This window comes from Bradyrhizobium sp. ORS 285 (assembly GCF_900176205.1).
Taxonomy (GTDB): Bacteria; Pseudomonadota; Alphaproteobacteria; order Rhizobiales; family Xanthobacteraceae; genus Bradyrhizobium.
The window spans coordinates 1,308,800-1,330,830 of record NZ_LT859959.1; the positions used below are offsets into that span (position 1 = coordinate 1,308,800).

General features: G+C 59.5%; 15 protein-coding genes, 7 pseudogenes and 1 other annotated feature. Of the genes and pseudogenes, 2 read left to right on the forward strand and 20 right to left on the reverse strand.

Annotation, left to right across the window (positions count from 1 at the left end; genetic code table 11):
* Positions 1-470 precede the first annotated feature (470 nt).
* Positions 471-1,625: pseudogene (locus BRAD285_RS05755) on the forward strand (IS256 family transposase).
* Positions 1,626-2,997: 1,372 nt separating this feature from the next.
* Complete coding sequence (locus BRAD285_RS05760) at positions 2,998-3,687, forward strand: response regulator transcription factor (protein WP_006610675.1); 690 nt, start codon at positions 2,998-3,000, stop codon at positions 3,685-3,687.
* A gap of 694 nt (positions 3,688-4,381) precedes the next feature.
* Here BRAD285_RS05760 and BRAD285_RS05765 read toward each other — a convergent pair.
* The 20 genes and pseudogenes from BRAD285_RS05765 to BRAD285_RS05845 form a co-directional block, all read right to left on the reverse strand.
* Positions 4,382-5,535 (reverse strand): annotated as a pseudogene (locus tag BRAD285_RS05765) (IS256 family transposase).
* Positions 5,536-7,055: 1,520 nt separating this feature from the next.
* Positions 7,056-7,499, reverse strand: a complete 444-nt coding sequence (locus tag BRAD285_RS05770; RefSeq protein ID WP_006615135.1) for an outer membrane protein — start codon at positions 7,497-7,499, stop codon at positions 7,056-7,058.
* 16 nt (positions 7,500-7,515) lie between these two features.
* Positions 7,516-7,692: a hypothetical protein gene (locus BRAD285_RS35265; protein ID WP_157681669.1), complete on the reverse strand. Its 177-nt coding sequence runs from the start codon at positions 7,690-7,692 to the stop codon at positions 7,516-7,518.
* A gap of 123 nt (positions 7,693-7,815) precedes the next feature.
* Positions 7,816-7,958 (reverse strand): annotated as a pseudogene (locus tag BRAD285_RS36200) (IS3 family transposase); the annotation flags it as partial.
* An 87-nt stretch (positions 7,959-8,045) separates the two neighbouring features.
* Positions 8,046-8,162 (reverse strand) — a sequence feature (AL1L pseudoknot).
* Positions 8,083-9,591 carry an IS66 family transposase gene (locus BRAD285_RS05775; protein WP_006615133.1) on the reverse strand — a complete coding sequence of 503 codons (1,509 nt, stop codon included), beginning with the start codon at positions 9,589-9,591 and terminating at the stop codon, positions 8,083-8,085. (Overlaps the previous feature by 80 nt.)
* Before the next feature lie 59 nt (positions 9,592-9,650).
* Entirely contained in the window at positions 9,651-10,001 is a 351-nt protein-coding gene (tnpB, locus tag BRAD285_RS05780) for an IS66 family insertion sequence element accessory protein TnpB (protein WP_087877613.1), read from the reverse strand.
* Positions 9,998-10,369, reverse strand: a complete 372-nt coding sequence (locus BRAD285_RS05785) for a transposase (RefSeq protein WP_172889744.1) — start codon at positions 10,367-10,369, stop codon at positions 9,998-10,000. The genes tnpB (BRAD285_RS05780) and BRAD285_RS05785 overlap by 4 nt, the downstream gene beginning before the upstream one ends.
* 4 nt (positions 10,370-10,373) lie before the next feature.
* A pseudogene (locus BRAD285_RS05790) lies at positions 10,374-11,024 on the reverse strand (IS5 family transposase).
* 342 nt (positions 11,025-11,366) lie between these two features.
* Complete coding sequence (locus BRAD285_RS05795; protein ID WP_006613267.1) at positions 11,367-12,344, reverse strand: nodulation protein NodZ; 978 nt, start codon at positions 12,342-12,344, stop codon at positions 11,367-11,369.
* A gap of 853 nt (positions 12,345-13,197) precedes the next feature.
* The gene (locus tag BRAD285_RS05800) at positions 13,198-13,590 is read right to left on the reverse strand and encodes a hypothetical protein (RefSeq protein ID WP_371507548.1); all 393 of its coding nucleotides are present in this window, start codon (positions 13,588-13,590) and stop codon (positions 13,198-13,200) included.
* Positions 13,591-13,643: 53 nt separating this feature from the next.
* The gene (gene tnpB, locus BRAD285_RS36640; protein ID WP_349509741.1) at positions 13,644-13,835 is read right to left on the reverse strand and encodes an IS66 family insertion sequence element accessory protein TnpB; all 192 of its coding nucleotides are present in this window, start codon (positions 13,833-13,835) and stop codon (positions 13,644-13,646) included.
* Positions 13,832-14,350, reverse strand: coding sequence for a hypothetical protein (locus BRAD285_RS36645; RefSeq protein WP_006613270.1), 519 nt, complete (start codon positions 14,348-14,350; stop codon positions 13,832-13,834). Before BRAD285_RS36645 ends, tnpB (BRAD285_RS36640) begins: the two co-directional genes overlap by 4 nt.
* 78 nt (positions 14,351-14,428) lie before the next feature.
* Positions 14,429-15,369: pseudogene (locus BRAD285_RS05810) on the reverse strand (transposase); the annotation flags it as partial.
* 111 nt (positions 15,370-15,480) lie between these two features.
* Positions 15,481-15,767: pseudogene (locus BRAD285_RS05815) on the reverse strand (transposase); the annotation flags it as partial.
* Positions 15,768-16,789: 1,022 nt separating this feature from the next.
* Entirely contained in the window at positions 16,790-17,536 is a 747-nt protein-coding gene (locus tag BRAD285_RS05820; protein ID WP_006613273.1) for a response regulator transcription factor, read from the reverse strand.
* Between the two features lie 480 nt (positions 17,537-18,016).
* Positions 18,017-18,403: pseudogene (locus tag BRAD285_RS36210) on the reverse strand (hypothetical protein); the annotation flags it as partial.
* A gap of 488 nt (positions 18,404-18,891) precedes the next feature.
* Positions 18,892-19,113: a hypothetical protein gene (locus BRAD285_RS05830; protein ID WP_087877614.1), complete on the reverse strand. Its 222-nt coding sequence runs from the start codon at positions 19,111-19,113 to the stop codon at positions 18,892-18,894.
* The gene (locus BRAD285_RS05835; protein WP_157681670.1) at positions 19,110-20,762 is read right to left on the reverse strand and encodes an IS66 family transposase; all 1,653 of its coding nucleotides are present in this window, start codon (positions 20,760-20,762) and stop codon (positions 19,110-19,112) included. Before BRAD285_RS05835 ends, BRAD285_RS05830 begins: the two co-directional genes overlap by 4 nt.
* A gap of 70 nt (positions 20,763-20,832) precedes the next feature.
* Positions 20,833-21,180, reverse strand: a complete 348-nt coding sequence (tnpB, locus tag BRAD285_RS05840; RefSeq protein ID WP_006613318.1) for an IS66 family insertion sequence element accessory protein TnpB — start codon at positions 21,178-21,180, stop codon at positions 20,833-20,835.
* Positions 21,177-21,566, reverse strand: a complete 390-nt coding sequence (locus tag BRAD285_RS05845) for a transposase (protein ID WP_157681650.1) — start codon at positions 21,564-21,566, stop codon at positions 21,177-21,179. Before BRAD285_RS05845 ends, tnpB (BRAD285_RS05840) begins: the two co-directional genes overlap by 4 nt.
* Positions 21,567-22,031: the final 465 nt, after the last annotated feature.

Here is a 22,031-nt window from a genome sequence, read left to right on the forward strand (position 1 = left end):
AATGGAAGTAAGCAGCCGGAGCGCCAGCCTCATGACGTTTTGGACAGCAATTGGGGGGGGCGTTCCCGCATTGCGACTGCGCGCCCTCTTTTAGTCCTAATTGAGCGTCAGGGAGGTACTCCTACGCCGAGCGCCATCTTGGCATTTTGGTATTGGTGCTTCGAACTGTCGTTTATTTGACAGATTTAAGGAAAGTGCCCGGATCGGGCCAATTGAAGTGGTCGAGATAGGTCGGCGGCGTCGATGTTCTAAGGATGAGAAGCCCAAGATTCTACTCGCGACCCGGTAGGTTTTGGCAACAGCCAGGCAGTGCGGTCGTTTCCCGGGGCGTGGTTTAACTCGGTAGAGTAAAGCCGTCCGCCCGCGCGCTCCCTCATAGCGCTGTAGCGGGTGGACTGCTTTGCGGTGGTCACCGGCGATTGCCCGGTAGGGTCGGGTTGTTGACACCAACCTGAATCGAGGAACCACCGATGACCGACGAGATGATGAACCTTCGCGCGCTCGTGCAGAAGGCTCCGGACACGGATCGTCTGCGCGAGATGATCGGCTTTGCAGCCCAGCAGTTGATGGAGATGGAAGTCGCCGGGCTGAGCTGAGCATCCTATGGCGAGAAGAGCTCCGAGGGTCTGGCGCAGCGCAACGGTTACAGTGAGCGGACCAGAGAGACGCGCCGGCACGGTCGAGCTGCGCATCCCCAAGCTGCGCAAAAAAGGCCACTTCCCGGGCTCCTGGAGCCGCGCCGGATGGTTGAGAAGGCGCTGACAGGAGGCCTACGTCCAGGGCGTCTCGACCCGCCCGGTCGACGACCTCGTGCAGGCGATGGGGATGAGCGGCATCTCCAAGAGCCTGGTGAGCCGGCTCAGCGGCGAGATCGCCAACAAGAGCCTGCCCCCCCCCGCGAAGGCTGGGGTGAAGGCCTTCCTCACTCGTCCGATCGAAGGCGACTGGCCGTATCCGTGGTTCGACGCCACCTACGTGAAGGTGCGGCAGAACGGGCGCATTGTCTCGATCGCGGTGATCGTCCCGATTGGCGTCAACAGCGACGGCCGGCGCGAGGCGCTCGGCATGGACCTCGGCCCATCCGAGGCCGAGACGTTCTGGACCGCATCCCTGCGCAAGCTCGCCGCCGCGGTTTACGTGGCGCGAAGCACGTGATCTCGGATGCTCACCAGGGCATTAAGGCCACCGTCGCCTAGGTGCTCAATGCCACCTGGCAGCGTTGTCGCGTTCACTTCATGCGCAACGCTCTCGCTCATGCCGGTAAGAGCGGGCGCCGCGTGGTTTCCGCCGTCATCGCCACGGCCTTCGCCCCGCACGACGCCGAGGCAGCCAAGGCGCAATGGCGCAAGATCGCCGACCAGATCCGTCCCGACGTGCCCAAGCTCGCAGCCCTCATGGATGAGGTCGAGCCTGACGTGCTCGCCTATATGAGCTTCCCGGCACAGCCACGCGCCAAGCTGCACTCGACCAATCCAATCGAGAGGGGCAATGGCGAGATCAAGCGCCGCACCGCGGTCGTCGGCACCTTCCCAAACGAGGATGCAATCGTCCGTCTCGTCTGCGCCATCCTGCTCGAACAGAACGACGAGTGGGCCGTCCAGCGCGCCCGCTACATGACGCTGTAAACTATCGCGCCTTTGAGCGATGATATTATTGCCGGCCTGCCCACCGTGGCAGGCTGACCAGCTCGGCTCCGCACCGGAATGCCCCCCCGGTGACACACCATGCCAGCTACACTACTCCATGGGACACGATTCTCTAGGTGATGCGGCGCTGCAGAAGCAGGTCGGGTGCAATAAGAGCTATTGCGCAGCTTGAAGACGTGCAGATCTATTGCGCGGCCCGCGTCTCTCAACGTTGCCGCGCCCGTTTCACGCGCGACGTGCTGCCCGCTACAGCGACGGCGCATGTTGTCCGCCTTCGTCGCAACAGTCTTCTCATGACAACGCCGATTCTGCCACGGCGCGGTGGCCCGCGGTTGCCGCTCAGCGATGTTAAGGGCTGTCGAGCTGCAAGCCCTCCAGCATGAGATTAAGACCGACCTGCTGCGTCGCATGAGCTTCTCCACCGCGTCGTTCGACGCTGCATTTAATTAATCCGATCGAGCCCACCAACGTCGCCGGTTCGGTGCAATCCCTCTGGATAGAGGGAGTGTGAACCTCAGAAAGCCCCAACATTTCCCCTAGATGATGCCCCTCCGCGCTTGTCAATTACCAAATCTTGGCGTCATAGGCTTCCTCTCTTGGTAGCAATTATAGTGTTCGCCCTTCTTAGCCCACTTCAAACGGCGCGGCGACGCCGTCCAGTACACGCGGTATATTGGACGTCAAAGTACTTGAATCTTACATTGCGGCATATTGTAGGATCTCGGACGAGTTTCTGAGCACATGACCGTGCTTGCACCCGCACTTTGAAGGATCGCACGACTTGCAGTCGCAGTTCACGCGTAGTGTCCCTTCCGACGCGAATCGCATCTCTGGCCGGGAGATCGTCGTCGAGGTACGCAATGTACAGATCAATCAGATCACTCAGGATCATCGCGCGACGCCGCCGGCATCTACCCCGCCAGCAACGTTTCGCCGTTCCCAAAGCTTGCCCCCGTTCGCATAGCCGCGCCCCCACAACATGCGCAATCGGGGCATCAACCTCAATCACTAGTCCGCGCCGATTTCCTCGCTTACTGAGTGCTTGTCGCTCGCGAATTCGAGCACGTCTTCAGCCTGAATTCGCTGAGAGACCCCGGTCGGCTTTTTACTCTGACGAACTCTCTGACGACTCGCGAGGTCATACCGAGGTGATCTCTTGCTTTGCTCAGGCGCACCGATGGCACGCCTCGCCCGCAGACCTGTCCTCGGTAAATCACCGACTGCACTTACCAAATATCGCTGCTTCTGAGGTGCTCAAAACACACAACACATAACTGCTTTCCTACATCAGCTCAGCAAGTTCGCAGCCTATCGTAACGATCTTGGTACGGATGCATTAAAAGGTAACGCAATGCGGGTTCTTCTCATTGACAATCAGACCAGCTTCGCCGGCAAAGCACAAAGAGCGCTTTTGCACTGCGGATTTGCCGTGGATTTAGTGCCAACCTTGGATGACGCGGCGGCGGCACTCCCATGCGCTACCTACCACATTCTAATTATCGAATTGCTTCTGCCAGACGGAAACAGTCTTAACTGGATACGACATCTGCGAAGTGCATCTCTTTCGATGCCTATAATAGCAACGAGCACTGTCGGCGATATTGGCAAGAGGATTGAGACACTCAATGCGGGTGCGGATGACTTTTTGTCAAAGCCGTTTTCCACCGACGAACTAATCGCGCGTATGCGTGCCATTCTACGCAGATCAACACAGATAGCAGATCCTGTATTGAGTTATGGAAATCTACGTTTCGATCCAATAGCAAGACAGGTTTCAGTCGGCGGCCGTTGCCTGAGAATGGCACGACGAGAGGTTTGCATTTTGGAGCATTTACTTCAGCGGGCGGGTCGCACCGTACCTCGAAGCGCACTTGAGGACAGCATATACGCCTTCGATGATGAGGTCTCGACTAATGCGCTTGAGGTTGGGATCTATCGTTTGCGTGCGCATCTGACCCACGCTCGAGCAACGCTCAGAATTCGGACTGTTCGCGGTATCGGCTACACTCTTGAACTCTATGATGCAGCGTCCGCTTCCTAGACGATTACATTGAACGACCTCCTTGGCTGTCCAAATAAACGAATCTGCATTAATGGTAAGTAGAACCCTTTTAGGATCGTGCAGCGCCTTATCCGCGCACGGGTCGGGCAGGCCTTCGAAGCATTCCGAGAATCAATCCATCGGCAGCTCGTTTTATCTCAGGGGCCACCGTCAGAAACGATTTTTGCCGGATCACAATGTCTTACAGAGTAAGTTCACATACGAATCTCCTGCTCTCTGCTGGAGCTCTCAAGCGGCCGCTCTGTCCAATATTCCTCCTCATACCGCTCTCCGTGGGCACCCCAGACTCTCCCCGAGCCCCTCAACGCTCCCTCTGACAATTGCCCGCAGCATCTGCCTACGAGGATGCGTTCACGTTAGATAAACCCAGTCCGCTTACCTTTAAGGGAGTCCTAAACCGCGTTCAGACTCGGTGAGTACACGCTCCGTGCATAGCGAAAACTGGCGTAACAGCTGAAGCTACTGCGACGAGGAGGCATTGTCCGCCTCGTGGCATTTACAGCCGCAAGCGCGACATTTGTTTGCAAACGACACGATCAATAGATCGTGTCCCATGGAGTAGTGTAGCTGGCATGGTGTGTCACCGGGGGGGCATTCCGGTGCGGAGCCGAGCTGGTCAGCCTGCCACGGTGGGCAGGCCGGCAATAATATCATCGCTCAAAGGCGCGATAGTTTACAGCGTCATGTAGCGGGCGCGCTGGACGGCCCACTCGTCGTTCTGTTCGAGCAGGATGGCGCAGACGAGACGGACGATTGCATCCTCGTTTGGGAAGGTGCCGACGACCGCGGTGCGGCGCTTGATCTCGCCATTGCCCCTCTCGATTGGATTGGTCGAGTGCAGCTTGGCGCGTGGCTGTGCCGGGAAGCTCATATAGGCGAGCACGTCAGGCTCGACCTCATCCATGAGGGCTGCGAGCTTGGGCACGTCGGGACGGATCTGGTCGGCGATCTTGCGCCATTGCGCCTTGGCTGCCTCGGCGTCGTGCGGGGCGAAGGCCGTGGCGATGACGGCGGAAACCACGCGGCGCCCGCTCTTACCGGCATGAGCGAGAGCGTTGCGCATGAAGTGAACGCGACAACGCTGCCAGGTGGCATTGAGCACCTAGGCGACGGTGGCCTTAATGCCCTGGTGAGCATCCGAGATCACGTGCTTCGCGCCACGTAAACCGCGGCGGCGAGCTTGCGCAGGGATGCGGTCCAGAACGTCTCGGCCTCGGATGGGCCGAGGTCCATGCCGAGCGCCTCGCGCCGGCCGTCGCTGTTGACGCCAATCGGGACGATCACCGCGATCGAGACAATGCGCCCGTTCTGCCGCACCTTCACGTAGGTGGCGTCGAACCACGGATACGGCCAGTCGCCTTCGATCGGACGAGTGAGGAAGGCCTTCACCCCAGCCTTCGCGGGGGGGGCAGGCTCTTGTTGGCGATCTCGCCGCTGAGCCGGCTCACCAGGCTCTTGGAGATGCCGCTCATCCCCATCGCCTGCACGAGGTCGTCGACCGGGCGGGTCGAGACGCCCTGGACGTAGGCCTCCTGTCAGCGCCTTCTCAACCATCCGGCGCGGCTCCAGGAGCCCGGGAAGTGGCCTTTTTTGCGCAGCTTGGGGATGCGCAGCTCGACCGTGCCGGCGCGTCTCTCTGGTCCGCTCACTGTAACCGTTGCGCTGCGCCAGACCCTCGGAGCTCTTCTCGCCATAGGATGCTCAGCTCAGCCCGGCGACTTCCATCTCCATCAACTGCTGGGCTGCAAAGCCGATCATCTCGCGCAGACGATCCGTGTCCGGAGCCTTCTGCACGAGCGCGTGAAGGTTCATCATCTCGTCGGTCATCGGTGGTTCCTCGATTCAGGTTGGTGTCAACAACCCGACCCTACCGGGCAATCGCCGGTGACCACCGCAAAGCAGTCCACCCGCTACAGCGCTATGAGGGAGCGCGCGGGCGGACGGCTTTACTCTACCGAGTTAAACCACGCCCCGGGAAACGACCACCGAGAGGGCGCTCACCGCACTTGAGGCAACTCATGTCTAGGACGTCACGAACTTTGGGTCGGGGGCCTAATACGGGTAATGAGCATTATCGGCATCTTCAACAGCTAAGTTAGCCTGTAGCGCGGCGAGATATGCGACAAGGTCAAGTGTTCCTCAGCCGCCCAATCGAGGGGCGCGTCTGTGTATCGACGTCACCTGTATAAAGGTGCGTAGCAAGGGCGCATCGTCTCGCTCGGGGGGCATCGGCGTCGACGTCGGCAGCGACGGCCGGCCAACGCAGATCTTCAACATGGGTTGTGCCGACTGCTGACCAAATGGATGATAGAGACCCAAAAAATCCCGAACGTGCTTACTGGCTGGCCACGCAATCAATTCTCCACAGAGCGCGGAGATGGAGTTTTCGGTATCTGATGCTACAATTCCGGGTAGCAAAACTGTCAAGATGTTGCCCGCATGACAATGTTCTATTCTATTCAGATCGCCTCGATCAGTCTTCAACTGAGGACAATTTCAGTGGGCAGGTGTTGCAATGCAGGCGGATTTACTGAGAAGTCTGGAGAGCGCTCCATCAGGAGCGGATGGAAGATCTAGATTTTGCAGCTTCCATCGGCGAATCTTAAATGAGAAGACGGGTTATGCGACGTGATCTTCGCATACCAATATCGAGTTTTGGTTCTGCGGTGGTGTGATGATGGTTATCGTGTCGTCTATGGCCATGTTATGTGGACGGCGATTAATCGCGTCTTAGGGGAGAAAATTGACGGAGACTAACGTGCGTAGGGAGCCGGCCACCCCCGCTATCGGCCCGGTCTAGGCCACAGCATTGTCTTGTCATTGATGGTGGGTAAGAGCGTCAGCGCCTGTTATCGCATCAAGGACCTGCCGAGGCGCCCCGTCGAGGCATATGCGCGCGCTAGCTAATTGTGACCAGAGGCGTGGTGTCGCATCGATGTAACGCAGATGGAGTAACGGAATTGCAAGCGCGTTTAGTCTTCAGCATGAACTAAAACATTTTCAAGTGGCGTTTACCCCAGAGCATAACTTGGCGGACTAAGGCACGCCGACGCACTTTTCCAATTGTGGAAAGTGCGCCGGGGCCCTCCGAACACCATCAGTACATCCGTGATGATGTTAGAATAATGAATGCAGTCTAGCTTATGGTAACGTGGATCGAAGCGCGCGGAGCCGTTACTTTGGCGATCTCGGTCTGTGCAGCCGGGCGCCGATGGTTGTCCATGTTTTTGTGTTTTTATCGCGCGTGTGAATTACTCAGAGAGCGCAGGCTCAAGTTTGTAATTGATCGTACCATGAAGATATCGTGCCCCTGCTGGGTACGATCTGTGCGCGAGAGCGGTGGGAAGCTAACATTGCTGTTCTTCAAATAAGTGGTTATATTCGATACCAGCTGACCATTGCGGATTAAGGCGGAATTCTGCACCAGCCCCCAGCGCACTTCTCCAGCGTACGTCAAAGTCGTTGGCGTTCTCGGTGCCGGCAGACGCCGTATCCACGTAATAAGTGTTGTGGGTCACGGCGGCCCCCCCCTCCTTAGCATAAAGCAATACGGTATTGTACGCATAGACTATGTGGCCGGTAAGTAGACCGTACGAATCCGTGTTGGTGCCTATGCTGTCGTTTGGCATGCTGGCGCTGACATTGGACCCGCGAAAGTCCGCCCAGTTACCCTCAGCCTCTATACCGTAGGCCATTTGCGAGATATGCCAACGGTAGCCGAGCTGACCGCCTATAGTACCGGCAGTCGATTTATGACAGCCGTCGGGGCGAGAGACCGTGCCGGCATTCAAATCCCGGCAATTGCGGCTAGTGCCCCAACCGCCATTTGATACCTAAATAGTAGCCAGACCAGTCGACGATCTGAGTTGCCACCGGCCGGAAGGCCTTCATCTTGGCGAACTGCTCGATGATGTCTGCACCGAACGCAGGAGCGGTCACGATGATCGTGCCGCTGCTTGCGGCCAGAATCAAAAGTCTCTTCATCCGTAATGGTTCCTTTTGGTGCCATTTAGGCAGTTCATCTATCATTTCGATCGCAAATTGCTGTGACGTCGGCGCAACATGTTGGAAATGGGAGCGAGGAGAATCGCGTGTTGCGTCAGATTGTACGTATTGAATACTCCTCTCGCTGTAGTGCATGAGCCGGCCGCGATGAATCGGCGTCGATCATGCTGTGCCTGCTCCACCGCATCGAGCAAGAAGATCGCATACGCCGTGCGCGAGACCCGCCAGCCCACTATGCGGCGCGCGCCGAATTGTGATAGCCGCATCCTGCCGTGTGCGAGCCTACAGCTAGCCGGGAGGCGTCTCTTGTCCACATGGAAGTGGTGGCTCGAGAGAGCGAATGACAAGACCTTGCAAGTCTGCTTTATCCTATGCGTCCCATGGTGATCGTCGAAGAAGGCGATCATGGCTTGGATCGACGGTCGAGCTCAGCCATTGCGAAATATGCGCTCGTCTGCGCTTGATCTCGTTGCCCGGCTGAAGCTCAACGGTTCTTCCGTCCCAGGGGCACAGTCGGCCGTCGTCGATGAAGCGCGTGAACACCTCCCAGCGCTTGAGGCTATAGTCGATCGCCTTGGCAGTCTCGCTCTTGCCGGACAGCTTGGTACGGCGTTCACGCAGGAAGTCGTGGAGCTCGTTGACGAGCGGACGGCTGCGTGCGTTGCGTACGGCGTTGCGTTCGTGGGCCGGAAGCCCGTTGATCTCGCGTTCGATCGCAAACAGCGTGTCGATCTTCGCGATCGCTTCGATTGCGATCGGCGCCTTCTTCAGCCGCGCGATCTCGAAGAACTTGCGCCGCGCATGCGCCCAGCAGCCGACCTCGATGATCGGGCCCGGCTTGCGCGAGGCCTCGTAGAGCCGGTTGAAGCCGGCATAGGCGTCCGCCTGCATCGGTCCGGCATAGCCGGCGAGATGCGTCTCGGGATGCGCGCCGGTGCGGTCGGGCGAGTAGAAGAACAAGGCGGCTGGCGGCGCGTGCCCGGCAAAGGGACGGTCGTCGCGAACATACGTCCAGACGCGCCCCGTGCGCGTCTTGCCCTTGGCCAGAACCGGCACCGTGGTATCGTCGGCATGGATGCGCTCGGCAATGAGGACATGCGCCTTGATCGCCTCGACCAGCGGCATCAACGTCGCAGCCGCCGCACCGACCCAGTCGGCCAGCGTCGAGACGTCGAGCGCCACGCCCTCATGCGCGTAAGTTCCGCTCTGCCGAGTGAGCGGCAAATGCAATCCGTATTTGGCGAACAGGATGTGCGCGAGCAGACTCGGTCCGGCGCGCCCGCGTGAGATCGGATGGAATGGCGCGGGCGGCTGCGTGATCGCCTCGCAGGCGCGGCAGGAGAACTTCTCGCGCACATGCTGGATCACCTTCCACTGCCGTAGCACGAGCTCCAGCGTCTCCGTCACGTCCTCGCCGATCTTGCGCAGCCGATCGCCGCCGCAGCACGGGCAATGGGCCGGTGCAGGATGCACGATGCGCTCGTGAGGCAAGTGCTCGGGCAGCGGCCGCCGTGCCGGGCGCCGGCGCTCGAACTGCTTCACGTCGACCTTCTCTGCCTTGGCCCGCTCGGCTGCCATCTGTGCAGCAGCCTCAGCCTCGGCAGCATCTTCCTCGAGATCGGCGAGTTCGAGCTCGAGCTGATCGAGCACCGACGCGCGCTCCGACGACGGCCCGTACTGCTCGTGCTTGAGCCTGGCGATCGTGAACTTCATCTGCTCGATCAGCAGCGCGCGGGCGCGAACCTCGGCTTCGAGATTGCGCGCCTTGGCTTCTGCCGCGAGCTGGGCTGCCGTCGCTTCGGTGAGCGCGGCACGGCCGGCGCGAACCAACGCCTTCAGCGTCGCGACATCATCGGGGAGCGAATCGTCTGTGATCATCGCAGGAGATGGAATCACAGCTCCGCCCGGTACGCATCAGTGCCGTTACGTTCGAGCGCTCAACCCACAGCTTCCGGGCGCCACGTCCGCTGCGGATGCCGCCAGTCGATGCCTTCGAGCAGATAGCCGAGCTGGGCCGGCGTGATCGTCATGGCTCCGTCCACAGCCTGTGGCCAGATGAAGCGGTTGCGCTCCAGCCGCTTGGCGAACAGGCACATGCCCTGGCCGTCGTGCCACAGCACCTTGATCAGGCTGCCGCTGCGGCCGCGGAACACGAACAGATGGCCACCATGTGGATCGCGCTTCAAGGTCTCCAGGACCAGCAGCGCCAGACCGTCGAAGCCCTTGCGCATGTCGGTATGGCCCGTCGCCAGCCAGACCTGGGTGCCGGAGGGGATCGGGATCGTCATCGTGAGCCCGCCCGGAGTGCCGCGATCACCGCCGTCACCGTCGCGGCATCCACCGTGCCGCTGATCCGGATCTTCGTACCAGTCCCGATCTCGACCTCGATCAGCCCCTGAGGCGGAGCTGCCGCTGCGTGAAGATCGGGATCGGCTGCAATCGTCACAGCGGCGAAGCCGGGCACGGCAGCCTTCTCGCCGCACAGCTGCTGGCGCCAGCGGAACACCTGGCTCGAATGCACACCAAACGCGCGCGCCACGCCCAGGATCGTCGCACCCGGCTGCAACGCTGCAGCGACGATGCGCTCCTTTTCAGCCCGCGACCAATGCCGCCGTCGCCGCTCCGACGTGATCACTTCCACTTCTGTACTGGCCATAGGACTAGGGCGTGGACTCATAAGCCCTGGTCCAGAGGCGGGTTGAGCCGAGTGCGACTGCGCGAGAAAGTTGGGAGCGAGCTTGTCGAAGCGTGTCGCGATGCGCCTGAAATGCTTAAGCTTGCAGAATAAGCGTTCAACCAGATTGCGCTTGCGTAGATGCGGCGGCTGACGGAGCGTTCGACCACTCGCTGGCTGGTGGAAGGAATATGAGCCCTAGCTCCGCGGGCTCTGATCATGTGCAGGAGGGTATCGGCGTCGTAACCACGGTCGGCCACAACATCACGGCATTTGAGCCCTTGGAGCAGAAATGGCGCGGCACGCAGATCGTGGGCCTGCCCCGGGGGGTTAGCATCAGCCGGACCGGCAGTCCGTTCTCGTCGATCAGCGCCATCGACTGCGGCGAGCGAGCTGCCAACACCTCGCAAATCTGGACCCAAACGCCTGCCTTGGCCCAGCGGTTAAAGCGGTTATAAACCGTCGTGTAAGGGCCATAGCGTTCCGGAAGATCTCGCCAGGGCGAGCCTGTCCGCAGCACATAGAAGATGCCGTTGAGAACCCGCCGGTCGTCGACCCGACCGACACCGCGTGGCTTATTCGTCAGCAAGGGCTTGATCAAAGTCCATTCTCGATCGCTCAGGTCAAACCGCGCCATGTCCACCCCCAAATCACCTAAGGGGAGTGAATCACAGTTCGTCAGCTAACGGAATCCATTTATGAGTACAGAACCTAGTCGAGCGTTTCGGCAAGCTCGTCTGATATCTGCCAATTATGTGGAAACCACCAGTGGCGCTTCTTTCGCCGATCCAGTTAGCGACGCAAAATGCCGGCCAGCTTGCTGAATGATCCCACGCAAATCATCCTCGAGCGTCCTTAGCTTTAATCGAAACAAGGGTAAGAAGATAATTTCACATCGAAACAAATTCACCCTACGGCTGCGTGAAAACCACGCAACTCAGAATGCTGAGCAGAGACACGACTTTCAAGGCGCCACGAGCTACTGCGGGTCTTCTTCAATCAAAATCAATCGACCGGGATCGTCCAAATCGAATTCTATAATGCGTGGGACAAAGAGACGTGCATAGCGTGTGAAGGCACTCGTCGGCGGAAATCGAATCACGGTGTCACAACGCGCAAGGAGATACATCTCGATAAGGGCGGAAGAGCCTCCACCGAATCCGAGCGCGGAGTTATGCAAGGGGCCGGTCTGAGGCGCTTGGAAGCGCTTTGGAATGGTGTAAACATCGGGAAAAGTGCTCAAGACTTTTTCCAAAATGACCGGGCTGTCCGTGCATAGGAAAACCATAACTGGCCTTGCGTAAGCTAACCTCCTAGCGCTATCAATAGCACTACATACCTGCCTAAAAGCCCGCTCCGGGTCGACCCAGTAGGGAGCATGCCCCATGATATCCTCGCCATTTCCATGCCGGACATGTATACCGATTACGCTGTACGGCTCCAGCTGCGTACGAAAAATGGCGTCAATTTTTGCCTGAATCTCGATTCGTGGCTTTATGCTCCGAAAGATGATACGTTCGGCCTCTTGATCGCAGCGCCACATCAGACAAGCATCACACACTACCGTGCTAGCCTCTATATCCTGCTGACTTTGGAACAGCTGATCGAGCTGATCTCGCTCCTGAAAAATCTGCTCGTCCGGACGATAGACGCAATCTAAGGCCGGTTTATTCCACCATTCGGGAAAGAATGGCCCAGGAAACGAAAACTCAGCGATTGAGTCGTCGCAAATCACACGCACACCCGCGATTTCTTCGACCGGCTCAAAGAAGACTGAAAAGGCGTTAGTGAATGGTTCGTCGAGATAACAAGACCCTCGCCAATCAATCACCAACGTCCGCCCTGTCTGCTTTGCAAAACGCCAAGCTGCCGCTAGCGACCATAGGCAATCACCAAAGCCTGTACGCCGTCGGGAGACCACGAACCGATGATTTCTCGCGCTGCCAAGCAACTGCATTGCCTCTCTCTCTTCGGCCTCACTTTTGAACAAAAGACGTTATTCTTGAGGATTGACATAACATCTTTCCCGGCGCTCCCTCGCGCTGTATTTCTGAACAAGTGGGCAAGTTCATCACAAACGTCGGCAACAAGCAAGTTTGGCAATCTCTTAGCACTCTTCATGACATGCTCGATGACCCCGGAGTGATTGCGAGTGAGCGCTTCGAAACACATTCCATCTAGATATCTCCGACGGATTGTCGAGATTCTACCCCTCCGCGTCGGAGGCGCCTAACAAGAGCCGATGCGTAAGCGAAACGTGGCGACTGAGGACTGCGGTTCATTATGGCAACCGATTTTGCGCGCTTATTTATGTGAGTTAATGAATAGCACACGCTAGATTTTATCCATCCAGGATGGATCGGAAATCTGTCACGTCATGCAGCTGGCTCCACTGGCAAGCTGCGTGATTTCCAGCGAGCACAGCACGCATAATAGCCCTCGGTCCTCCGACATTCTTGGCATCGACGTGATGAATCTGCGAAGGTCTAGTTTAGTACACGATGAACCACTCAGGGTTGCCGGATGCTCCAACTCCTGAGAGGGCGTGAATCTTTTCAACATTAAGGATTACTCAGGGATGCCCGGTGTGATTCGCTGTCATTCCTAGCAATCGTGGTGGCTAGTACGCATCCGGTCAAGACCACAGGCTGCGCAACCGGTTTTGACGGCCTGAACGGTTCAGTCAGGCGGCGGCCTACGTCTGGGCGACCTGCCATCTCCAGGGCAGCAGATCGGCGACCTAGCTGGCCGGATGATTGGGCAGCTTGGCAAGGACGTCGGCGAGCCAGGCCTGCGGAACTGCGAGGCGATCAGTCAGCCGTCGGCGCCATTTCATCCGATCTCCCGCGGGCGCGCCGGACCGCGCCTGCTCGCGCGCCTCGCCGTGGCACGAGCTCCAGCGTCTCCGTGAGGCCCTCGCTGATCTTGCGCAGTCTGTCGCCGCCGCAGCACGGGCAATGGGCTGGTGCAGGATACACGATGCGCTCGCGCGGCAAGTGCTCGGGCCACGGCCCGTACTGCTCGTGCTTGAGCCTGGCGATCGTGAACTTCATCTGCTCGATCAGCAGCGTGCGGGCGCGGACCTCGGCTTCGAGATTGCGCGCCTTGGATTCTGCTGCAAGCTGCGCCGCCTGGCCGGCGAGCACCAGCGCCTTCAGCGTCGCGACATCATCGGGGAGCGAATCGGCTGTGATCATGGTCAAGGATGGAATCACAGCTCCGCCCGGCACGCATCAGTGCCGTTACGTTTTCTCGCTCAACCCACAGCTTCCGGGCGCCACGTCCGCTGCGGATGCCGCCAGTCGATGCCTTCGAGCAGATAGCCGAGCTGGGCCGACGTGATCGTCACAGCTCCGTCCACAGCCTGTGGCCAGATGAAGCGGCCGCGGTCCAGCCGCTTGGCGAACAAGCACATGCCCTGGCCGTCGTGCCACAACGCCTTGATCAAGCTGCCGCTGCGACCGCGGAACACAACAGATGGCCGCCATGCGAATCGCCCTTCAAGGTCTCCTGGGCTAGCAGCGCCGGACCATCGAAGCCCTTGTGAATGTCGGTATGGTCGGTCGCCAGCCAGACCTGGGTGCCGGAGGGGATCGGAATCGTTATCGTGAGCCCGCCCGGAGTGCCGCGATCGCTGCCGTCACCGTCGCGACATCCGCCGTACCGCTGATCCGGATCTTCGTCTCGGTCCCGATCTCGACTTCGATCAGCCCCTGCATGCAGGCTGCTGCCGCGCGCGGATCGGCGGCGATGGTCACGGCGGCAAAGCTGGGCGGCGTCTCCTTCCCGCACAGCTGCTAGCGCCAGCGGAACACCTGGCGAATGTACGCGGAGCGCTCGCGCCACTCCCAGGATCGTCGTGCCCGGCTGCAACGCCGCAGCGGCGACGCGCTCCTTGTCCGCCCGCGACCAATGCCGCCGTCGCCGCTCCGACGTGATCACTTCCACTTCTGTACTGGCCATAGGACTAGCTCCAGAGCAAGTCCTATCGCTTCAACAAGCATCAGCTCCGACGCAAGGCGGCCCTCACCGGAGGCTTACCTTGAGGATGTAGTTGAAAGCCTTGGTGAGGCCGTGACCGCGGGACAGTCTGGAGAGTTGGTCGCGCATGTAGACCTGCAGGCCCTCGATCAGGGGCCGGCTCAGCGCTTGCCGCATCTGAACGCGCCTCTCGGCGCTGCTGCCATTAATGGATCGTTCGATCCGAACAAAGCATCGATTCGTCGCACGATCCGATCGCGATCGGCAAGAGCTAGATCTCTCTTTTGCCGGAAGCCTTGCGTCGCGCGTTCTCCTCGACGCTGACAGAACATGGACTTCGACCAGGCGCTGCAGTGGTTCCTGTGACGCGCAGAGCGATCCGACGGCATCCGCCATGGGTCGACAGGGGATCGGGCCTTTCCAGGCGTAACAGTAGGCTTGGCGGTTCAAGGGCTGATGCTGGCCGAACTTCTCGAGCATGATCATGGCCAATAAGCTCGGGCCAGTCCATCCCCGCGCCACGGCGTGGAACGGCGCCGGCGCGTGGCTGATCTTCTCGCAGTCACGGCAGGAGAACTTTTCCCGCACTGTCTCGACAATCTTCCACTGCCCGCGGCACTGCCTCAAGCATCCGCGTCACGTCCTCGCCGATCTTACGCAGGCGATTGCCGCCGGAGCACTCGCGCGCTGACGGCGGATCGATCGCAACCCGCTCGCGCGGTAGATGCCTCGGGAACGTTTGGTGCTCGGCAGGCTTGCGCGTAAACCCGCGGACGGTCGTCGTACTGGCCGCGGCTGGCTTGGCGGACAGCTCGTCCCCGGTGGCGTCGGCCTCTAGCTCCCCGAAGGTCCGCGCCATGAGCACGCTGTCTTCATGGCCCTCGCAGCAGCGACTGCCAGTTCCGCCGCAATCTCTCCCTCCCCCCTTTAACGCGCTCGGCTACCACCTCCTCTTTCAAGCCCGCCATGTCATAGGGAACAGCGTCGCACTCAGCGTTCAGGCGAAGCAGTGAATCACAGGTCCGAGGCGTTGTGACGCCCGATCGTGTTCCCTAGAGTGGTGTAGCTGGCATGGAATGTCACCGGGTTTATTCCGGTGTGGGCCGAGCTGATCAGCCTGCCAAGGCGGGCAGGCCGACGATGGGATCGTCGCTCAACGGCGCGATGGGTTCCAGAGTCATGTAGCGGGCGCGCTGGACGGCACACTCGTCGTTCTGCTCGAGCAGGATCGCACCGACGAGAGGCCGATGACGTCTTCGTTTGAGAAGATGCCGACGACTTCGGTACGGCGCTTGATCTCGCCATTGACCCTCTGGATTGGATTGGTCGAGTGCAGCTTGGCGCGGTGCTGTGGCGGGAAGCTCATATAGGCGAGCACGTCAAGCTCTGCCTCACGCTGGGCTGCAAAGCCGATCATCTCGCGCAGAAGAGCCGCGTCCGGGGGCGTTCTCCACGAGCGAGCGAAGGTTCATCATCTCGTCGGTCGTCGGTCGTTCCTCGAATCAGGTTGGTGTCAGCAACCCGACCCTACCGGGCAATCGTCGGTGACCACCGCAAAGTCGTCCACCCGCTATAGCGCTAAGGGGGAGCGCGCGGGCGGACGGCTTTGCTCTACCGAGCTACACCATGCCCGGGTACACGACCGTACTGCCGGGCTGTTGCCGAAACCTGCCGGGTCTCGAGTACAATCCTGCGCTTCTCATCCTTAGAACAGCGACGCCGCCGACCTGTCTCGACCAGTTCAAGTCGCCCGATCCCCGATCGGGGCACTGTCCTTATATCTGTCCATAAACGACAGTCCGAACCACCAATACCAAATTGCGAAGATGGCGCTTGGCGGAGGGGTACGTTAAACTTTTTAGCTTTGTCGAATATGTTGAGTCGCACAATTGACTCCCTTTCGGTGTCGGAATGAGAGGGGAATATTCGGTTCGCTCGAACAACCAAGTTGCTTGTTACGTTTGACTTTTCCGAGTGTTTGCCTGCAGGTGCGCCACGCCCAATGCGCCCTTTCGGCAGACCTCACTATCTTCGTTTAGGTCGGATTCCGCGGCTCGGCGTAGTATCTATTTCTCTGATCAGCTTCATTAGCATAGCATTGTCTGCGTCCGCGAACGCACTCCGGCCGTACCGCACCAGAGTGCATGCGCCGTACTTGTCGGGTTCAATTGCGGGTCGCGGATGCGATGATCTCCTTTATCGATCCGGCTCGCTCGCCGTCGAGTTGGTCTCGAGCTTATTCCGAAAGTTGCATCTGTCAGCTCTCATAGGAGCGGCCTTCGTTTGGTTCATCTAACCGGTTTGTCTTATAAAATGCCGAAACTCGATTGGGAGGCGACGAAAGTGGAGGGATGTTATAAGCCACAAACGGATTGCGCCTGTGTGAACGACGGGCCAGGATGACATGCAACGAATAATTGCTCATTCATCATCGGGGTGTACAGGGGCATCGAGAATATATCCTGCATTGCGAATACTTTTGAGCATTGCCGCGACGCAGCTTCCGGATGCGTGAAGCTTCTGTCGAATGCGACTAATCTGCACGTCTATTGACCGATCAAACACGTTTGCGGCGCCGCCGCGGGTCCATTCAAGGAGTTTCTCGCGCGAGAGCTGGCGTTGCGGTCGCATAAAGAAGCAATGCAGCAAATCGTATTGCGAGCGCGATAGCTGGACCTGCTCGTAAGAGCCGCGAAGAGTTATTGCGCGAGCATCAAGATTTATGACTAGGTCGCCTATTAGTATCCTATGTCGCGATCTATAGACTTCATAGTTGGATGTTGCAATCGACCGGCGTAGTACGGCTCGAATTCGGGCGATCAGCACTCGTGGAGTAAAAGGCGTGCTGATACAATCATCGGCCCCAATCTCAAGGAACAATGCTTGATTTTCAAAATTATCTGTGGCGGGCAGCTTTGCGTCATTGTCGATTAGCGCTATGATCGGAGGAGCGTTCATCTGATGCAATCGTTGGCAGAGTGAAAGGGCGCTCTCCTTAGGAAGTGTGCTGTCGATGAGGATGATGTCGGGTGTGGCGTCGGTCGCAAGAACGCGATCGATCTCTGAACCGCAGGCGAAGCTAAGAACATGAAAGCCCTGGGCTCTCAGACAGTCGTCTAGTGTATAGCGTAGACTGCTTTTGGCGGTTATAATGGCAATGCTATCCAAAATACCGTACTCGCGAGTTGTTAGTGAAGCTTGAAGCGTGCCACGTTAGAGCTTCATCGGTCTATTTATGGGCGGAAAACGTGGCTGGAGTTATTGCGGGGACTTTGAGCTGATACTTCGGCAGTGAATGCGAATAGGGGCGGGTGAAGTCTTGGCGGAAGCAAGGAGACGGGCGATCGCTTTGTGACAGTCTCTGGTTGAGTCATGATCACTATTGTCGGCTTAGCGCTATCGGTGATTGTGAGCGGCCGATATGGGGCAGGGTCGGGATTGTGGTTATGGCTGCTCGGGCTGTACGGTGGTTTGGTTCCGCTTTACAAGCTGACGTAGCGTGTGGTTCAAATCACTCTTCTGTTATTGGATGGCGCGAACATATGAACGTTGAGCTATTAAGTTCTACGGCGCTTCGTGAATCGTCTGATGCGGTTCCGTCGTTGTGTTTTTTGACGGGGAATTCGGGAGCTATAGGATCGTCTTTTTCTAAGTCATCTGTAATTGTCGTCTCTGTTTGGTTAGGCGATGCTGCGAGAGGCATAGGGACAGTGTTTCGAGCATGTTCCATTGGTGGGTCGACCGGCGCCGATCAGAGTACGGAGCGTTGCAAGGTTGTCCGCGCCTTGTGAGTTGCGAAGGCTGCCGAATATCTTCTTTCGCAACCGCATCATGCGAGCATCGCGCTCTGGCTCGTCGTTGGCAGATGGCGCTGCGAAATTGTTTGGGAACAGCAGCAATTGCCTCTTTGTTCAGCTTGAGGGGTATTAGGAGATTATGGTCGCTACGCCGTCCGATGCGCCCGTGCTTCAGGTCGCACGGCAGCGTGGGAAGCGCCTCGTGCAAGGCGATGCCTGCGCGGATGATGCGTTCATATCGCTGCGATCCGTCGCGGTCCCCGTGCCAAGCTAGGTCGCCGGCACCGGTGCGCGCCTCCAGCAGCGATTGCGGAATGACAAGGTTCCCCTTGTTAGAGAATGTCGCGTAGGCCAGCGCGTGCTTGAGCACCGTAACATCGTTGGAGCCGATTGCTGTTGATTGCGTGTCCATTGGGGCCTTAATGCCGAAGCGGCGCGCGGTGTTGACGATCTTGTTGCGGTCGGCCTTCGGGCCGTCCTTGCCGCCAAGCGCGATCAACCCTATCCTGGAGCCGCGTTGGTCAAGCGCGTGATCGCCTGGGTCGGCGTCACCAAGACGGAATTTAAGTGGCCGAGATTCTACGGGCACCAGTTGCGAATGCATCCTGGCTCATCGACGATCGGGGTGCTTGGCTCGAAGCCGTTCGGCAATGCGGTGGTGTATACGTAATCATCCGCCGTAGGCCGCGGGGGGAGCCGGTTTGCGGCGTCATCTGGGAAGAGATTTCAGAGCTGCCGACGTGTTTTGACGAGTTCGATCAGGTTGTCGATCCCGAAGTCGGTCAAGGCCATGACGCCATCGTCACCAGCGCCATAGACCCAGATGACGCCATCCTCGATGTCCAATTCGCTGGCGACGTCGTGCAACCATTCGTCATCTTCGCCGAGGTCCTTGGCAACCTTGGCGATGGTGGTGACGTGGTGAACTTTGTTGACGTGCGTGGTCATGCTGCTCGGGTGGAGAGCGCTGCGGCCTGAGGCGTCCAGTTCCAGGGCAGCAGTTCGTCGAGCTGTTGGGACGGGTGAGCGGCAATCCGGTCAATGACATCGGTCAGCCAGGCCTGCGGATCGATGCCGTTCATTTTGGCGGTGACGATCAGGCTGTACATCGCAGCTGCGCGCCGGCCGCCGCGATCAGACCCGCAGAAGAGCCAGGATTTTCGACCAAGGGCGATGCCTCGCAGACCGCGCTCGGCGGCATTGTTGGAGAGGCACACACGACCGTCATCGAGGAACAGCGTGAAGCTCGGCCATCGCTTCAGCACGTAATTGAATGCCTTGGCAAGGTCGTGCCCCCGGGCGAGCTTGGCGAGTTGCTCTTGCATGTAGAGCCGCAGGTCTTCGGTCAAAGGCCGACTGAGCGTCTGCCGTGCTTCGAGACGCTCCTGCGCGCTTTTGCCATTGATGGAACGCTCGATCTCGAACAACGCATCGATCCGGCGCACGACCTCGATTGCGATCGGAGAAAGCGGGATCTCCTTCTTGCCCGCAGCCTTGCGGCGCGCATTCTCCTCCAGATCGGCCATGGCAAAGAACGGGCGCCGCGCATGCGCCCAGCACGACGCCTCGCGGATCGGTCCAGGGCCGCGTCCAGCCAGATAGAGCTGGTTATAGCCGTCATAGGCGTCGGCCTGCAGGATGCCGGCATACCGCGCCAGATGCGCCTGCGGATGCTCGCCCTTGCGATCGCGCGAGTAGTAGAACATCGCTGCCGGCGGGTCCGCACCACCGAACGGCCGGTCGTCCCGGACATAGATCCAGCACCGCCCCGTGTCAGTCTTTCCCTTGGCCAGCACCGGCACGGTCGTATCGTCGGCATGAAGGCGCTCGGCCGTCATGACATGCGCTTCAACCAGGCGCAGCAGCGGGTCCAGCGACGCACAGACCGACCCCACGGCATCCGCCATGGTCGAGAGCGCTATCGGCACGCCCTCCAGCGCATAGCGCTCGGCCTGGCGGTTCAAGGGCTGATGCTGACCGAACTTCTCGAACATGATCATCGCCAGCAGGCTCGGCCCGGCCCATCCTCGCGCCACGGCATGGAACGGCGCCGGCACCTGGCTGATCTTCTCGCAGTCCCGGCAGGAGAACTTCTCCCGCACCGTCTCGATCACCTTCCATTGGCGCGGCACCACCTCCAGCGTCCGCGTCACGTCCTCGCCGAGCTTGCGCAGGCGATTGCTGCCGCAGCATTCGCAAGCCGTCGGCGGCTCGATCACCACCCGCTCGCGGGGCAGATGTTCGGGGAAGGTTTGTCGCTCGGTGCGCTTGCGCGTGAAGGCGCGGACCGTGCTGGTCTTCGCCGCGGCGCGTTCCGCCGCAAGCTCGTCCTCGGTGGCGCCAGCTTCCTGCTCTTCGAACGTCAGCGCCAGTTGTTCGAGCAGGCGTGATGAACGCTCCGACCGCTGCCCGTAGATCTGATGCCTCAGCTTGGCGATCTGCAGCTTCTGGGACGCGATCAGGGCTTCGTCTTCCGATGCCTTGGCTCGGGCAGCCGCAAGCTCGGCAGCGACCTCCAATCCCTTCGCGCGCTCGGCCGCCAGCGCCTGTTTCAGGGCGACGACGTCATCCGGTCCAGCATCGCAATCGGCGTTCATGCGACGCAGTGAATCACAGATCAGGCCGGTTGGAACTCCCTAAATACCGGAAAGCCGCAACTATCTCTGCTCAGCCTGCGCTCTGTGGCCGCCATGTCAGCTGCGGATTCCTCCAATCGATCGCCTCAAGCATGTAGGCCATCTGCGCGGCCGAGATCGACACCGCGCCATTGGACACCGAGGGCCAGATGAACTTTCCTCGGTCGAGGCGCTTGGCGTAGAGCGACAAGCCGATTCCGTCATGCCACAGGATCTTGACCAGATCCCCGCGACGGCCGCGGAAGATGTAGAGATCGCCGGCGTGGGGATCTCGCTTCAAAATCTCCTGGACCATCAGGGCCAGGCTCTGCATACCACGGCGCATGTCCGTGTGGCCGGTCGCAATCCAGACCTTGACGTCGCTCGGGATCGGAATCATCGCCGCCTCAAAAGGTCGAGAATGCGCCGAAGTGCCTCGGTGTCCACGTCGCGGTCGACGCGCACGCAGCAGTCGTCCAGTTCGATCTCGATCGTTCCGGCCCGCATGCTCGGTGCGGCACGCGATGGCGACGGTGGTGATGGCACCCTCGTCAAGTCGTCAGCCTGCGACGACACGATGGCGACAGGAACGATAGCCGGCACAGCCTCGGCACCCAGCCGGCCCTGCCGCGCCTGCCGGCGCCAGGTGAACAGCAGGCTCTGAGCCACCCCATGCCGCCGGGCAACTCCGCAGACGGTCTGCCCGGACTGCATCGTCTCCTCGATCAGACGAACCTTATCCTCATAACTCCATCGACGCCGCCGTTCGGCGCCCAAAACTTCCATCTGCATCGCCGCATGACCTCAAGGCTGGACTTAAGGCCATATCCTTAGGCGGCCGGTGACGCCGAACAAGGCGGCCTACGCCGGAGCGATACGTGTATACGCACGGCTTGAACAAAGAGTCCGGCTGCCCGTACGCATCCGTGGGGCGGTTAAACCGTGCTGGCGACGTAGTCGGCGCCGCCGACCATGGCGTGAATACCGCCACCGAGATCGGAGACGACGGTCGTGGCCTGGGTAACGTGATAGTCGCTGCCGAATTGGCGCAGGTGGTTTGCAATTTGCGTTGTCAGTCGTGTGCTGCACCGTCGTGTCGATCGAGGTCCGCACAAAGAGCACGCGCTCGAAGGAGAAACGTTGGGAGCGTATCGATCAGCTTGTGCATCGCGACGAAGGCGTAGTCGAGGAGTTAGTTCGGAGAGCTCTCGTCGCGGGGCAGGGCAATCGCACGTGACTGCGGAGTTCGAA